The following is a 15,734-nucleotide window of genomic DNA, read 5'->3' as shown; positions in this document are numbered from 1 at the left end:
ATATAATGTTGTGTTAAAGGCAAGAAGGTGTTGCAAAGTAACTTATTGTAACACCTTCTTTATATTAATGTACTAAATATGAAATTGATTTATCTATTATCAACTTTGTTGCTGTCTGTTGGTCTGACGAATGCAAAAAAGAGTGTTAGAGAAATATATCCTTATAAAAACCCCAAATTTTCAATCGAACAACGGGTGGACGATTTGTTGAAACGGATGACTGTAGAAGAAAAGGTCTATCAGATGTGCGCGCTTCGTTTGGGGGAAGGAGATGAAATCTTTAGAACAAGTGGGGAATATACGATTGATCTTATTAGGAAAGAGTTTGGAGAACACGGAATAGGTAATGTGAGTTGTCCTACTACAGATCGTGTTGCTGAGCATTCAGCTAAGATCATCAATGAAATTCAGCGTGTAGCAGTTGAGGAAACTCGTTTGGGGATTCCTGTGTTGGTGAATGACGAAGCTTTACATGGTATAAAAGGGAGAGGTGCGACGAGTTATCCACAATCTATTGCTTTATCTTCAACGTGGAATCTCCCTTTAATGAGGGAGGTGGCTGATGCCATAGGTAGAGAAGCTCATAGCCGTGGAATTACACAAGTCTTGTCACCGACATTAGATTTGGCACGCGATCCGCGCCATGGTAGAATGGAAGAAACGTATGGGGAAGATCCAGGGTTGGTGGCTCTTTTTGGAGTAGAATTTATCAAAGGTGTACAGGGGCAAGGAGTTGTTTGCTCTCCGAAGCATTTTATAGCCAATTTTGTAGCTCCCGGTGGACGTGAAGCTGGAAATATTGCTTTGAGTGAAAGAGAGTTAAGGGAAATTCATTTGGTTCCGTATGAGGCGGCTGTTAAACAAGCCGGAGTGAAGTCTTTAATGGCTGCTTATAATGCAATAGATGGTGTACCTTGTCATGCTAATCGATGGTTATTGACAGATGTACTTCGGGATGATTGGGGGTTTACTGGATTTACTGTTTCTGATTGGAGTGGGGTGAATCATACACATGGATATCATCGGATCGCATCTTCGTGGGAAGAGTCGGCTGTGCTTTGTTCTAAAGCAGGGTTGGATGTGGACTTACCACGTATTCGGTCATATAAACAATTGACTGAAGCGATAAAATCGGGAAAGATCAAGGAAAGTGATATTGATGTAAATGTAAGGCGTATCTTGCGTGTGAAATTTGAATTAGGACTTTTTGAGAATCCGTATGTGGAGGAGAAGGATGCTGTCAGATTGCAGGATGCTCCTGAGTTACGTCGTTTGGCACGAAAGGCTGCACGGCAAAGTATTGTTTTGTTAAAGAATGAAAATCAAGTACTACCGTTGAATTATAAGAAGATTGCAGTTGTCGGACCGAATGCAGATGTGTTGCAACTTGGTGGTTATTCTGCTGTAGGAGTTAAAGGTAATACACCTTTGCAAGGAATCAGGGCGGCTTTTGAAGGCGCATCGGAAATTCTTTATGCCAAAGGGTGCGGATTGACGCAGAACGATTGCTCTGGTTTTGATGAAGCTCTTTCTATTGCCGGACAAGCAGATGTTACAGTTTTAGTCATGGGGGGACGTAATGGTGTTACCGGTGGGGAAACCCAAGACCGGATTGACCTGGATCTAATGGGGGTACAGGAAGAATTGATAAAGCGTGTGTCTGCTTTGGGGAAACCGGTCGTTGTTGTGTTGGTGGATGGTCGTCCAGTAACGATGATGGACTGGATTGACGAAGTAGATGGGGTTGTGATGATGTTCTATGCGGGTGAGGAAGGTGGTAATGCTTTGGGGGAAGTGTTGTCCGGAAAGGTAAATCCGTCTGGAAAGTTGACTGTTACGATTCCGCGCTATACGGGACAATTGCCGATGCCGTTATTAAGCCGTCCACACGGTCGCGAAAGCAGTTTTGCTGAGTTTCCGTCTATTAAACGTTCCGATCCGGTCATTGCTAAGCACAATCGCTATTATCCCCTTTATCCGTTTGGTTATGGATTGTCTTACACATCTTTTAGATATTCCGGTTTGAAATTGTCAAAAAAGGAGATTCAAAAAGGAGATGAAATTGTTGTCAGTGTTGATATTACGAATGAAGGGTATATGGAAGGTGATGAAATAGTTCAATTGTATTTAACAGATTTATATTGTCGGATCTCTCAGCCACAAAAGAAATTGCAAGGTTTTCAACGGGTGTTCATTCCTGTAGGTGAAACTCGGAGGGTGACTTTTACGTTGACGGGCAAGAATATGTCGTTTTTGAACGAAAGATTTGAGGAAGAGATCGGAGACGGAGAGTTCGAAGTTTTTGTTGGTAAAAACAGCATGGATGGAACTGTTGAAAAATTTATTGTCAAATAAAAGATTCTATATGTATTTGTGGAAAGAAATAATTATTATTCATAAGCGGATAACATTTTAATCAGGAAAATATTTAATAAAAATATGAAGCATTTTTTGATTTATATTGTATTGTTGATGTGGGTAGATTGTCTTTTTGCGATTGAACAACCCAAGTTTTCTACAGCCGGATTTTATGAGTTGCCGAATACGGGGCGTGAAGCCTATTCTATGAATTTGGCTTGGAGATTCATAAAAGGGGATGTGGAAGGAACACCGTATGCCGTGGATTTTGACGATTCCGGATGGGAGGTGGTAGCCATACCGCATGGTCTGGAATATTTGCCGGTAGAGGCAAGTGGCTGTGCGAACTATCAGGGTGTTGCCTGGTATAGAAAGCGTTTTACACCGGATCCCCGGCTGAAAGGGAAGCAGTTGTTTATCCATTTTGAAGCCATCATGGGAAAAAGCGAGGTGTATGTAAACGGCAAGTTGCTGAAAAAACAGTATGGGGGATATTTGCCCGTCATCCTGGATGTGACGAATGAACTGGACTGGGATGGGGAGAATGTGATTGCGGTAAAGGCTGATAATAGCGACGATCCCTCTTATCCTGTCGGAAAACCGCAAAACCTGTTGGACTTTACCTATTTTGGAGGTATCTACCGGGATTGTTGGTTGGTGGCGCATAACAAGGTGTTTATCACAAACGCAAATTATGAAAATGAGGTTGCCGGAGGAGGACTGTTTGTCTCATTTGCTGATGTTTCGGAAAAAAGCGCGATTGTGAATTTAAAAGCGCATGTCCGCAATCTTTCGGAGAAGAACGAACGGGTGACAGTCACTTTTAACTTGAAAAAGAAGTCGGGTGAAGTCGTTAAGCAGGTTTCTAAGAAAGTGTCGGTCAGAAAGGGAAAGGCCGGATATGCCGTTGCTTCCATCGGGGTCGATTCGCCTTCTTTATGGAGTCCGGAAACTCCTTATTTATACAACTTGGATGTGATGGTGACGACTGACGCCGGAACGGTGGTCGATGGCTATCGCCAGAGGGTTGGTATCCGCAGCATCGAGTTTAAGCAGACGGAAGGACTGTGGATAAACGGTAAACCCTACGAAGGGAAACTGATGGGGACGAATCGGCATCAGGATTTCGCCGTGTTGGGAAATGCTTTGCCGAACTCCATGCAGTGGAGAGATGCCAAAAAGCTGCGCGATGCAGGCATGAAGGTGATCCGCACGCATTATGTGATCGATCCGGCCTTTATGGATGCTTGTGACGAATTGGGGTTGTTTGCATTGGTAGAGGTGCCCGGTTGGCAGTTTTGGAACAAAGAGCCGATCTTTGGCGAACGTGTTTATTCGGATATCCGCAATATGATCCGTATTCATCGTAACCATGCTTCGTTGTTTTTCTGGGAGCCGATCTTGAACGAAACGCATTATCCGGATGATTTTGCCAAGAATGCGTTGGAAATCTGTGAAGAGGAATATCCTTATCCTTACAGCATTGCGGCTTGCGACCATGGGGCTTCCGGCGATCAGTATTATTCTTTGCTGTTGCGACCGATCGAATCAAAATTGCAACCGGATAAAACCTATTTCATTCGTGAATGGGGAGATAACGTCGATGATTGGAATGCGCAGAATTCCGACAGCCGTGTGGCACGTGGTTGGGGAGAAGTGCCGATGTTGATCCAGGCGGAGCATTATGCGAATCCGTCCTATATAAAGGAACACCCGATTCTATGTTATGAGACGATATGCAACAAGCCGAAGCAAATTGTCGGTGCTTGTTTCTGGCACTCTTTCGACCATCAGCGCGGGTATCATGCAGATCCTTTTTATGGAGGGATGATGGATGCCTTCCGCCAGCCGAAAAGTTCTTATTATATGTTCATGGCGCAACGTTCTCCGGAAAAGAGCGATCTGATTGCCGACAACGGGCCGATGATTCATATCGCTCATGAACTTACTCCTTTCTCGCCGAAGGACGTGACGGTCTATTCAAATTGCGAAGAGGTTCGTCTGACCGTCTTCAAAGGGGGAAAAGAATATGTCTATAAGAAAGATCCGAACCATAAAGGAATGCCTTCACCGATCATCACCTTCAAAGATGTTTTCCATTTTATGGAGTGGAAAGCGATGGCACGTGGAAGAAAGCAGGATGAAGCCTATCTGTTGGCAGAAGGTTTGATAGGCGGAAAAGTGGTGGTCAGCCATAAGCGGTATCCTTCGGGACAAGCCGATCATCTGATTGTCCGCGTAGATGATGAGAAAGTCTCTTTGAAAGCGGATGGATCCGATGTGGTGGCTGTCATTGCCGAAGTGGTGGACAAGCGTGGAACGGTGAAGCGGTTAAACAATTCCTATCTCCATTTTGAAGTACAGGGAGAAGGGCGGCTGTTGGGAGATGCCACTGTGGGTGTGAATCCGGCTCCGGTGCTTTGGGGATCGGCTCCTGCCTTGATACAATCGACAACAAAACCGGGTAAGGTGAAGGTGGTCGTATCCATGCAAAATCCGGGACAGTCCCGTCCTTTGGAAGGTGTCTTGGAATTTGAGACGGTAGCTGGTGACCAGAAAGAAGTCTTTTCACAGAAGGAGTTGCAGCATGCCGGTAAGGTGCAGTCTGCTACGGAGCGCGTTGTGAATAAGAGCGAATTGGAGAGAGAAAACGAGCGTTTGCGTAAAGAGTTGAACCAACTGAAAGTGAAAGAAGTGGAAAGACAACAGACACAGTTCGGGGTTGGTATCAATGATTGATGGATTTTTGTACACTCACAGTTGTATAGTGTTGGAATTTGTTTTTATCTATTTTAAAAAGTGATTAAATGAAAAATAGTTTGTTATTGTTGTTTTTATGTTGTTTGTCTGCTGTGTGCAAAGGGGATAATGTGCCCGAGTCGTGCCGTGTGGATGATTTAGTAGACTGGAAAGGCTTTTTGTCTCGCCATGATTTGATATGGGAAAAGACTCCGCGAAGTTTCTTTGACTCTCCTTTTGTGGGCAACGGCTTGTTGGGAGCTATGCTGTACCAACCGGAAGGTGAACTTCTACGTTTGGATGTGGGAAGTACGGAAGTGGTGGAACGACGGAATTCTGAAGCTCGCAGTATCGTAGATAACGGTCGTCTGCCGGTGGGATATTTCGAGTTTGCTTCAACTTATGAAGTGAATAAAGCGACAGGGCGTTTGGATCTTTACAATGCCCAAGTGCAATTTCATTTGCAGACACAAAGGAAGCAGATTTTAGATCTTAATTTAAAAACATTACGTGGAAAGGATCTGATCGTTCTTGAATATAGTCTTCCTTCGGATGTTGATGGACATTGGATTTTTCGGCCGGCAGCCTCAATCGTGCCTCGTCCACCATTGAAAGGAAGCAATCATTTGAATCCGATTGCAGAAATGAAGGCGGTAGAGGGAGTCAATGTGGCTATCCAAAAACGTGATGCGGGTGGATGTTACGTGACAGCTTGGAAGGAAATGAAACTGTCTGACGGAAGAAAGCGGCTGTTGATAACCATTCAGGATAGTTACCCGGATGAGTCAGCGACAACTAAGGCGGTTCGTCTGATCAACTCTTCTCTTCCAGAGCGTGTTATAGATGAGGAAGTGAAAAAACATATAGCATGGTGGAACAATTATTACACAGCCAGTTTTGTCTCTATTCCGCATCCGCAGATGGAGTCATTGTATTGGGGGTTGCAATATCGCCTGGCATCTATGATGCGTAAAGGAGCTCCTTTGTGCGATCTGATGGGACCGTGGTATAAATGGACGGCATGGCCCGGAATATGGTTCAACTTGAATACTCAAATGTTGTTTAGTTCCTTGCATATCTCCAATCAGATGGAGTTAGTCTCTACGTTAAATGATTTCATTTATGCCAATGAGAAGAATTTGATAAACAGTGTGCCGGAACAGTGGCGTCATAATGCAGCCGGTCTGGTGCGTTGTACCGGAAAGGATCAGATTGATCCGGTATTTGAATGGCCGAATGCGGAGTATCCGGAGCGTTCTAATTTGATTTATCTGATGTACTACATGTGGGAGCACTATCGTGTTTCAATGGATGATCAATATCTGGAAGAACAGTTTTTCCCACTTTTGAAGCGTGCTGCCAATTTTGTATTAAATGTGGTGACAACAGATGAAAACGGAGTGATTCATATCCCTGAAAGCCATTCACCGGAAGCGATTTTTGATACGGATACTAATTATGACCTCTCCTCCTTGCGTTGGGCATGCCAGACATTGCTGTCCATTGATGGCCGATTGCATATTGGCGATAAACAACGTTCGGAATGGAAACGTGTTTTGAAGAAATTGACTCCCTATCCGACTGATGAGAACGGATATATGGCGTCTGCTCATGAGAAAGCTCCTTTGGGACATCGCCATTGGTGTCATCTTTTTCAAATGTACCCGTATGCCTTGGTGAATTATGATCAACCGGAAAACCATGCACTCATGAATCGTTCGTTGAAACATTGGGGAACTCCTTCTATTCCTAATACTTGGACGCAGGCTGTGATCAGTTCTATGTACTCTTATCTGCAAAATGGAGAAGAGGCGTTGAAACATATGGAACTGACGTTGAAAACTCGTAATTTGTCTGCCAATATATCGCATACGGAAAATAAGAATCCTTGCTCGGAGACATACGGAGGTTTGAGCCGTATGCTTCAAGATATGTTGATTCAGAGTTGGGGAGATAAAATCCGGATTTTCCCCGGTGTCAGCCGGCAATGGAAAGAGGCAGTATTCCACCAATTGAGGGCAGAAGGTGGCTTTATGGTTTCTGCCGGACGAAAAGATGGTGCGACAGATTGGATCAATATACATAGTTTGGCCGGCGAGCCTTGTGTGGTGGAACATAACTTCAAGGATAAGTTCATTGTGGAGGGCGTTAAATATAAAAAAATAGATGACAAGCACGTCCGGCTTTATCTGAAGAAAGGAGAGACTGCATTGCTTTATGTCGGTGACAGGAACAGCAAGAGGATTGCGCCTGTGATCGTGCCGGGTGGAAAGTATAATCATTATGGTGTAAGATAATGTGTTTCTGTCTGGTGAAAATTTTGTGTCCTTAAAAAAGGATAAGATTTTACAAGAATATATGTGATTCATTCAATCTCCAGACAAGCATAAAGAGTATTTTTGTACTTGTAATGGTTCAACAGGTGTAACAGAGCCCACAAAAAAAGAGGCTTGTTACTTATTTGTCATATTAAGAATATGATGGTTCGGTTATTGAGCAAATGAAGGTAGGTTTAGTGATAAGGTGTTGATTAGGTTTGTTGCAAGGCAGTAACTTGTTGATTTACTGTCTTGTAATGAGCCTTTTCGTCAATGGATGATAATGTAGGTTTTAGATATGAATATGAAAGTTTTTTTTATCAATTATTTATTGTTAGGGATTGTCTTTTGCGCGTTTCTGTCATGCAGTGATAATCCGAAGGAAAAATATGTTGGCTCTTATTCATTCCCGGAAGGGTTGACTGTTGTGGAAAAAGTAAAAAAGGCCGCTCATGTCGTACCTTCCGAAAGGCAGTTGGAGTGGCAAAAGATGGAATTTACAAGTTTTATCTGTTATGGGATAAATACGTTTACAGACAAGGAATGGGGGACCGGCGGTGAAGATCCGTCTCTTTTCAATCCCACAAATTTGGATGCCAAGCAATGGGCGAAAACTGCTAAAGATGCAGGTATGAAAATGATATTACTGACTTGTAAACATCATGACGGCTTCTGTCTGTGGCCTTCCCGTTATACCGAATTTTCGGTAAAATCAACCCCTTGGAAAGAAGGAAAGGGTGATTTGGTCCGTGAGGTGGCAGATGCTTGTAAAGAGTATGGTTTGAAATTTGCTGTCTATTTGTCTCCTTGGGATATGAATCATCCAGATTATGGAACAGAGCGGTATAATGATTATTTTGTCAATCAATTGACGGAGTTGTTGACGCAATATGGTCGTGTAGATGAAGTTTGGTTTGATGGTGCTTGTGGAGAGGGACCCAATGGGAAGAAGCAGGAATACGATTTCAAACGTTATTATGAGGTGATTCGTCGTTTACAACCAGAGGCGGTTATAGCCGTTATGGGACCGGATGTGAGATGGGTTGGTACGGAAAGCGGTTACGGGCGTGATACGGAATGGAGTGTTTTGCCTGCTTCGGCAACCAATTTGTCGGACATTGCAGAATCTTCTCAGCAGGAAGCGGGAAGCGGAACGTTTCTACCTTCTGGTGATATGGTGAACGATGATTTGGGTAGTCGTGCCTTGTTGGCTGATGCAAAAGGGGTGATGTGGTATCCGTCGGAAGTGGATGTTTCTATTCGTCCGGGATGGTATTATCATGAAAAAGAGGATTCACAGGTAAAGTCTCCTCAAAAATTGATAGATATTTATTATAGCTCGATTGGTAAAAACTCATTGTTGTTGCTAAACTTGCCTCCGGATAAACGAGGGCTTATTCATGAGAACGATATTCATTCCTTAAAAGAGATGAAGCGTATATTGGATGATACTTTCCGCCATAACTTGTTGTTGTCAGCAAAAAATTCTTCAGTTGATACGGATATTTTTACTGATGGTCTGTTGGAAACATATTGGCAGGGAAAATCAGAAAACGATATGATTGAAATCTCCTTTGAAGGAAAGAAATTGTTTGATCGTTTAGTATTGCAAGAAAATATAACAGAAGGGCAGCGGATAGAAAAATTCATATTGGAAGGTTGGATTGATAATGGATGGAAATGTATGGCAGAGGGAACAACCGTAGGTTATAAACGTATTCTTCGTTTTGATCCGGTAGAAGTGGAGAAAGTACGTGTTGTTGTGATTGAATCGCGTGATTTGCCTCAAATAGCAGAAATAGGGTTTTACAAAGCTTCGGAAGAGGAAAGATAATAATGTGAAAATATCATGAAACAGATTTGTAGAAGTATTCTTGGGTTAGCTGTGTTGTCCAGCGTTACTGTGTCGGCTCAAGATGAAGTGAAGCGTCCGAATATCATCCATATTCTGATGGATGATGTCGGTTATGATGATTTAAGTTGTTTCGGGAGTCCAGATATCAAGACACCGAATATCGATGCTTTGGCAGAGAGGGGAATGAAGTTTACCGATTTTTATGCGCCACATGGCACCAGTACACCCTCTCGCGCTGCGCTTCTCACTGGACGGTATGCTCCGCGTGTAAATAATGGAACCGGTCTTTCTGTTTTATTTCCCCATACCTCTAATGGTTTGGAAGATGAAGAAGAGGTTTGTATTACAGAATTATTGAAGAAGCAGGGATACAGGACGGGGTTGTTTGGTAAATGGCATTTGGGGCATTTGCCTCAGTATCTTCCCGTAGTACATGGTTTCGATGAGTTTGTCGGAATACCCTATCCGAACGATCACGGTCCGGAGCGTTTGGGCGGGACCGGTGTCCGTCCCAGTGGGATTAGCGATCCTGCGATCCCACTGATCCGTCAGGCACAGATCGTCAAAGAGTGTGATAATGACGATTTGGGCGAACTTCCGAATCTGTTCCGGCGCGAAGCCTGTAAGTTTATCTATAACTCCGTGAAGGCCGACAAGCCGTTTTATCTTCAATATTCCAATATCGAAACGCATACCCCTTATTTTATTCCGCGTGGATTTGAGGGGAAAAGCCGTGCAGGAGCTTTTGGCGATGCAGTGGAGTATCTGGATAATACGGTGGGGATCATCATGGATATGGTACGACGCATGAAAATAGAAGACAATACTTGGATCATTATCACCTCTGATAATGGTCCGTTGATTCATAAAGACGAAGAATTGGAAAATTGTTACGGTCGTTTTGGTGAAACCGATCCGAATCGTGAACATTTGTTACGAGGGGGAAAATACCAGGAAAAGTATGATGGTGGAATCCGTGTGTCTTGTATTTTTACTTGGCCTGGAGTGATACCTGCTGGTCAAGAGTGTAGGGAATTGACTACCGGAATGGATCTGTTTACAACTATGGCAGTCGTTGCAGGAGCTGAAATTCCATCTGACCGTCCTATCGATGGAAAGAATATATTACCATTGATGAAGGGCGACAAAAAAGCTAAATCGCCTCATAAGGCCGTTTTTGGTTTCCGCCCTCGTGGAGGTATTGAAAGTGTGCGTTATCTGCATTGGAAACTGATTATCTCAAAGACAGACCGACAGGGGAAACATCTTCCTGTCGAGTTGTATGACTTGAGAAAGGATCTCAAAGAATCAAACAACATAGCAACTCAATATCCAGATCTGGTCAGAGATATGATCCGTATGGGAGAAGAGGCTGACCGAGCGATAAAGGAAAATAATGAGATATAAAAGTGTAATATGGAGAATACGAAAAGTAAGATTTTACAAGATCCTATTTTATTTGTTCAATGTAATCTTATTTATAAAAACTACTTTTGCATTTAGTAAAAGTAGTTTTTTGTTATGTTAATGATAAAAGTTGCAATCTATGAAATTTAATACCTTTATTCTTTTATGTTTGTGCCTGTTCTGCTCTCAGGCTGTAGTGTCTCAGAAAAAAAATGGCATAAATCTTCAAAGAGTACCAGATGAAGTCAGGGCGAAAGAAATTGCTGATATGCGATTCGGTATGTTTATTTGCTGGTCGTTCAGTACCTTTTCCGGTAAAGAATGGACGGGAGAAGAACTGCCGGTTGATTTTTTTCGGGCAACAGAATGTGATACGGATCAGTGGGCAAAAGTTGCCAGAGATGCCGGAATGAAATATATTTATTTCCTGACGAAACATCATGATGGTTTCTGTTTGTGGGATACTAAAACGACTGATTTGAAAGTAACGAACTCTCCTTTAAAAAAAGATGTATTGAAAATGTTACGTAAATCGTGTGATAAATATGGTATTAAATTGGGTATTTATTTCTCGGAAGGAGATTGGAATTGGCCGGGAGCTACACGTGGTAAAGGTGGTCGTGGACATGACGCTGGAGGTTGCAATCCAGAAGTGAAAAAGGCGCAACTGAAAGAGTTGTTGACTCAATATGGTCCTATAGAACTCATTTGGTTTGATCATGCGGTAGGGGATGGCGGTTTGTCACATGAAGAAACAACCCGTTGGGTACATCAGTTCCAGCCAAATTGCTTTGTTGGATATAACCATGGTCAGCCGTCAGGACGTCTTTGCCTGCGCGAAATGGGAAAATCTGGTAGATTGGGAGATTCGGAAGCAACCCAATATAATAAAGAGCATGAAAGTAGTTATAAAGGATATTTGGTCGCTGAATTTACCTATCCGATCTTGCCTCCTCATAAAGGGGGAGCAAGCTGGTTCTATTCTTTGCCAAAGCATGATGGTTTGTGTCATTCGGCTGATAAATTGTTTGAGGATTATAAGGGAGCTGTTAAATATGGAAATATTTTTTCAGTTAATATCGGTCCTGATTATAAGGGAAAGATTAGAGATATTGATGTTAAGACGTTGAAAGAGGTTGGAAGATTGGTGAAACAGCATCAGAAAACTAAATAGTGGAAAGGCGGAAAGCAATGGGAAACACTGACTTCTGTTGCTCTATCGAGAAAAACAAGCATCATACCTATTACATCTTATGTAAAAGGGGCTCTGCTGGATGGTAAAGAAGCTAAGTTTATAAAAATAGAGTTGTCCCAGAATGTAAAAACTCCGATCTCTTGCTCTGTCTATGGAGGGAAGTAACTTTTTATAAAAGGATATCACCTCTTTTTTTCTGATATTCTCCAGGAGCTACTCCATAATATTTTTTGAAAGATCTGCAAAAATGGGCATCGTCCGAGAATCCTAATTCATAGGCGATGCTTTTTATTGTCTGATCTTTGTTTGTCAGCAATTGTAAAGCAGCGTTCATACGTAGGAGGGTCAAGTAATTAGCCGGAGTCATATTCAGTGCGTTTTTGAATATTTTATGAAAGTAGTTGGGGGAGATACAGCATTGGTCGGCTAATTGTTCCAATTTAATCGAATCTTTGTAATGTTGGTTCATATAGCGCATGGCAGGCTCTATCCTATTTACTTCGAAAGAAATGGATTGCAGGTTGGTTGGGTATTGCCTGAATAATTCTAATATGATTGTTTGTAATAATGTTTGTATATTGAGAATATTCAATGCATATTCCCAACTCGAAGTTGTTGTTGAATTGAGTAAGGTTCGCAGGTGAGGCATTGCATCCGGCAGATTAATTATATCTGTTGGAAGTTCAACGACAGTAGGTAGGGTAAGCAATCCTTGATGAATAATTAAATCTTTAGGAATAAAATGCAGCCAATGCGTTGAAAAAGAAAAAGTGCAATATTGCCTGTTGAGTTTATTCCCGTTGATAAAATACAGATGGCTTTTCTGTAGTTTGAAGGTTTGTATATTATCACAGACAAAAACATCTCCTTCTGTTAGTTGATATAATTTGAAGCAGTTGTCTATGTCTGAATGTTTTTTGTTCCATGATGAATCCCCTGAATAACATCCGCCGGTTAACAACTCGTATGTTTGATTTAGATAGAGCATGTTTTTAGATTTAGAATAAGATTGCGCAATGATATGCTTTTTTTATACAAGATCAAAATTTGTAAGGATCGTATTTTGGTATTTATGTGTAAAAACATATAACTGATAAGGTTTATCTGGCACAAATTGGAGGTGACTTGCTATTTGTGATTATATTTTTGTACTTTTGCGTCTGAAAAATGGCGGACTTTGTTTGTTTGTGCCGAACATAGATATAATTATAACGAAACAATATGGAAATTGCAAGTAAGTACAACCCCGCAGAAGTTGAGGGTAAGTGGTATCAGTATTGGTTGGATAACGGCTTTTTCAAGTCGAAACCCGACGGCCGTGAGCCGTATACGATCGTCATTCCGCCCCCAAACGTAACCGGCGTGCTTCATATGGGACACATGCTTAACAATACCATTCAGGATATTCTGATCCGCCGTGCCCGTATGCAGGGGAAGAACGCTTGCTGGGTGCCGGGAACGGACCATGCTTCTATTGCAACCGAAGCAAAAGTCGTGAATCGCCTTGCACAGCAGGGAATTAAGAAGACAGACCTGACACGCGAAGACTTCCTGAAACATGCTTGGGAATGGAAGGAAGAGCACGGAGGTATCATCCTTAAACAGTTGCGTAAGTTGGGAGCGTCTTGTGACTGGGACCGTACGGCTTTCACGATGGACGAACTGCGTTCCGAAAGTGTGATCAAGGTTTTTGTCGATCTCTATGAGAAAGGACTGATCTATCGCGGTGTCCGTATGGTGAACTGGGACCCGAAAGCACTGACTGCCCTGTCCGACGAAGAAGTTATATATAAGGAAGAGCACAGCAAACTGTATTATCTTCGTTATAAGGTGGAAGGTGATCCGGAAGGCCGTTATGCGGTTGTCGCAACAACCCGTCCCGAAACGATCATGGGAGATACGGCCATGTGTATCAATCCGAACGACCCGAAGAACACCTGGTTGAAAGGGAAGAAAGTGATTGTTCCGTTGGTGAACCGCGTGATTCCCGTGATTGAAGACGATTATGTGGATATCGAGTTCGGTACCGGTTGCCTGAAAGTTACTCCGGCACACGATGTGAACGACTATATGTTGGGCGAGAAATATAACTTGCCTTCTATCGACATCTTCAATGATAACGGTACGATCAGCGAAGCCGGCGGTTTGTATGTCGGTATGGACCGTTTCGACGTCCGCAAGCAGATCGAAAAAGACTTGGAAGCTGCCGGCCTGATGGAAAAGGTGGAAGCTTATGAAAATAAAGTCGGTTTCTCCGAACGCACCAATGTGCCTATCGAACCGAAGTTGTCTATGCAATGGTTCCTGAAGATGGAACACCTCGCACAGATTGCCTTGGAACCGGTGATGAAGGACGACATCAAGTTCTATCCTCCGAAGTTCAAGAATACCTATCGCCATTGGATGGAAAACATCAAGGACTGGTGCATCAGCCGCCAGTTGTGGTGGGGACACCGTATTCCGGCTTATTTTCTGCCCGAAGGCGGTTATGTTGTAGCCGAAACGGCAGAGAAAGCTTTGGAAATGGCCAAGGAAAAGACCGGTAACGCTTCTCTGACGATGGCCGATCTGCGTCAGGACGAGGATGTGCTGGATACTTGGTTCTCTTCTTGGTTATGGCCGATCTCTTTGTTCAATGGTATTAACGATCCGGATAATGAGGAGATCAACTATTACTATCCGACGAGCGATCTGGTGACCGGTCCGGATATTATCTTCTTCTGGGTAGCCCGTATGATTATGGCCGGATACGAATATCGCGGAAAGATGCCGTTCAAGAATGTATATTTCACCGGTATCGTGCGCGACAAACTGGGCCGTAAGATGTCCAAATCATTAGGAAACTCTCCCGATCCGTTGCAACTTATCGAACAGTACGGTGCTGACGGTGTGCGTATGGGATTGATGATGGCGGCGCCTGCCGGAAACGATATTCCTTTCGACGATGCGTTGTGCGAACAGGGTCGTAACTTCAACAATAAGATATGGAACGCCTTCCGCCTGATCAAGGGATGGACGGTCGATTCAACTATCGAACAGCCCGAAGCTGCAGCTATAGCTGTTAAGTGGTTTAAGATGCAGCTGGACAAGACGATTGCCGAAATGGACGATCTGTTCGGCAAATACCGCCTCAGCGAAGCGATGATGGCTGTTTACAAACTCTTCTGGGATGAATTCTCTTCCTGGTATCTGGAGATGGTTAAACCGGGTTATCAACAACCTGTTGATAAGTCGACCTACTTATCAACACTTGGCTTCTTCGATGCCCTGCTTCGCCTGCTTCATCCGTTTATGCCTTTTATAACAGAAGAGTTGTGGCAGGCATTGGAACCGCGTAAGGAAGGCGAGAGCTTGATGGTAGCCTTGTTACCGGAGGTCGCTCCTGTTGATAACGCATATTTGGAGAACTTCGAAATTGCAAAAGAAATTGTGGGTGGAGTGCGTACGATACGTCTCCAGAAAAATATACCGAACAAAGAAACACTGGAATTGCAGGTATTGGGTGAACACAACGACCATTTCAATGCCGTAATTGCCAAGATGTGTAGCTTGTCGTCTATTGTCCGTACGGAAGAAAAAGCAGCCGGTTCCGCTTCTTTCCTGGTGCGTACGACAGAATATGCCGTTCCGTTGGGTAGCATGATCAACGTGGAAGAAGAGTTGGCGAAGCTTCAGGATGAACTGAAATACCAGCAAGGCTTCCTGACTTCTGTCATGAAAAAACTAAGTAACGAAAGTTTTGTAAGCAAAGCTCCGGCCAAAGTCATTGAAATGGAACGCAAGAAACAGGCTGATGCAGAAAGTAAAATCAAGTCTATCGAAGAAAGTATCGCTGCTTTGAAGAAGTAGGCTTCAAAAAATA

8 protein-coding genes are annotated in these 15,734 nt (G+C 43.2%); 7 read left to right on the top strand and 1 reads right to left on the bottom strand.

Going from position 1 to position 15,734, the window contains the following annotated elements; translation table 11 throughout:
- Positions 1 to 78 precede the first annotated feature (78 nt).
- The 6 genes from ACPYIV_RS11630 (at position 79) to ACPYIV_RS11605 (ending at position 11,851) form a co-directional block, all read left to right on the top strand.
- Entirely contained in the window at positions 79 to 2,355 is a 2,277-nt protein-coding gene (locus ACPYIV_RS11630) for a glycoside hydrolase family 3 N-terminal domain-containing protein (RefSeq protein WP_425883111.1), read from the top strand.
- An 84-nt stretch (positions 2,356 to 2,439) separates the two neighbouring features.
- A complete protein-coding gene (locus ACPYIV_RS11625; protein WP_425883109.1) occupies positions 2,440 to 5,097 on the top strand; it encodes a sugar-binding domain-containing protein in 2,658 nt (885 codons plus the stop codon).
- Between the two features lie 68 nt (positions 5,098 to 5,165).
- The gene (locus ACPYIV_RS11620) at positions 5,166 to 7,394 is read left to right on the top strand and encodes a glycosyl hydrolase family 95 catalytic domain-containing protein (RefSeq protein ID WP_425883107.1); all 2,229 of its coding nucleotides are present in this window, start codon (positions 5,166 to 5,168) and stop codon (positions 7,392 to 7,394) included.
- Between the two features lie 319 nt (positions 7,395 to 7,713).
- Positions 7,714 to 9,249: an alpha-L-fucosidase gene (locus ACPYIV_RS11615; RefSeq protein WP_425883105.1), complete on the top strand. Its 1,536-nt coding sequence runs from the start codon at positions 7,714 to 7,716 to the stop codon at positions 9,247 to 9,249.
- 15 nt (positions 9,250 to 9,264) lie between these two features.
- Entirely contained in the window at positions 9,265 to 10,677 is a 1,413-nt protein-coding gene (locus ACPYIV_RS11610) for a sulfatase family protein (RefSeq protein WP_425883103.1), read from the top strand.
- Positions 10,678 to 10,816: 139 nt separating this feature from the next.
- On the top strand, positions 10,817 to 11,851 hold the full coding sequence (locus tag ACPYIV_RS11605; RefSeq protein WP_293740143.1) for an alpha-L-fucosidase: 1,035 nt from the start codon (positions 10,817 to 10,819) through the stop codon (positions 11,849 to 11,851).
- A gap of 190 nt (positions 11,852 to 12,041) precedes the next feature.
- Here the strand turns inward: ACPYIV_RS11605 and ACPYIV_RS11600 are convergent, their stop codons facing one another.
- Positions 12,042 to 12,860, bottom strand: a complete 819-nt coding sequence (locus ACPYIV_RS11600; protein WP_293740144.1) for a helix-turn-helix transcriptional regulator — start codon at positions 12,858 to 12,860, stop codon at positions 12,042 to 12,044.
- 233 nt (positions 12,861 to 13,093) lie between these two features.
- On the opposite strand from ACPYIV_RS11600, the gene ACPYIV_RS11595 reads away from it, so the two are divergent.
- Positions 13,094 to 15,721 carry a valine--tRNA ligase gene (locus ACPYIV_RS11595; protein ID WP_293740145.1) on the top strand — a complete coding sequence of 876 codons (2,628 nt, stop codon included), beginning with the start codon at positions 13,094 to 13,096 and terminating at the stop codon, positions 15,719 to 15,721.
- Positions 15,722 to 15,734 lie beyond the last annotated feature (13 nt).

This window comes from Parabacteroides vesiculifaciens, from assembly GCF_049860805.1.
Lineage (GTDB): Bacteria > Bacteroidota > Bacteroidia > Bacteroidales > Tannerellaceae > Parabacteroides.
This window is presented reverse-complemented; position numbering and strand designations above follow the sequence as displayed.

Coding starts and splice junctions, on each gene's coding strand:
- ACPYIV_RS11615 (WP_425883105.1), top strand. CDS start 7,714: ATGAATATGAAAGTTTTTTTTATCAATTATTTATTGTTAGGGATTGTC.
- ACPYIV_RS11610 (WP_425883103.1), top strand. CDS start 9,265: ATGAAACAGATTTGTAGAAGTATTCTTGGGTTAGCTGTGTTGTCCAGC.
- ACPYIV_RS11600 (WP_293740144.1), bottom strand. CDS start 12,860: ATGCTCTATCTAAATCAAACATACGAGTTGTTAACCGGCGGATGTTAT.
- ACPYIV_RS11595 (WP_293740145.1), top strand. CDS start 13,094: ATGGAAATTGCAAGTAAGTACAACCCCGCAGAAGTTGAGGGTAAGTGG.
- ACPYIV_RS11625 (WP_425883109.1), top strand. CDS start 2,440: ATGAAGCATTTTTTGATTTATATTGTATTGTTGATGTGGGTAGATTGT.
- ACPYIV_RS11630 (WP_425883111.1), top strand. CDS start 79: ATGAAATTGATTTATCTATTATCAACTTTGTTGCTGTCTGTTGGTCTG.
- ACPYIV_RS11605 (WP_293740143.1), top strand. CDS start 10,817: ATGAAATTTAATACCTTTATTCTTTTATGTTTGTGCCTGTTCTGCTCT.
- ACPYIV_RS11620 (WP_425883107.1), top strand. CDS start 5,166: ATGAAAAATAGTTTGTTATTGTTGTTTTTATGTTGTTTGTCTGCTGTG.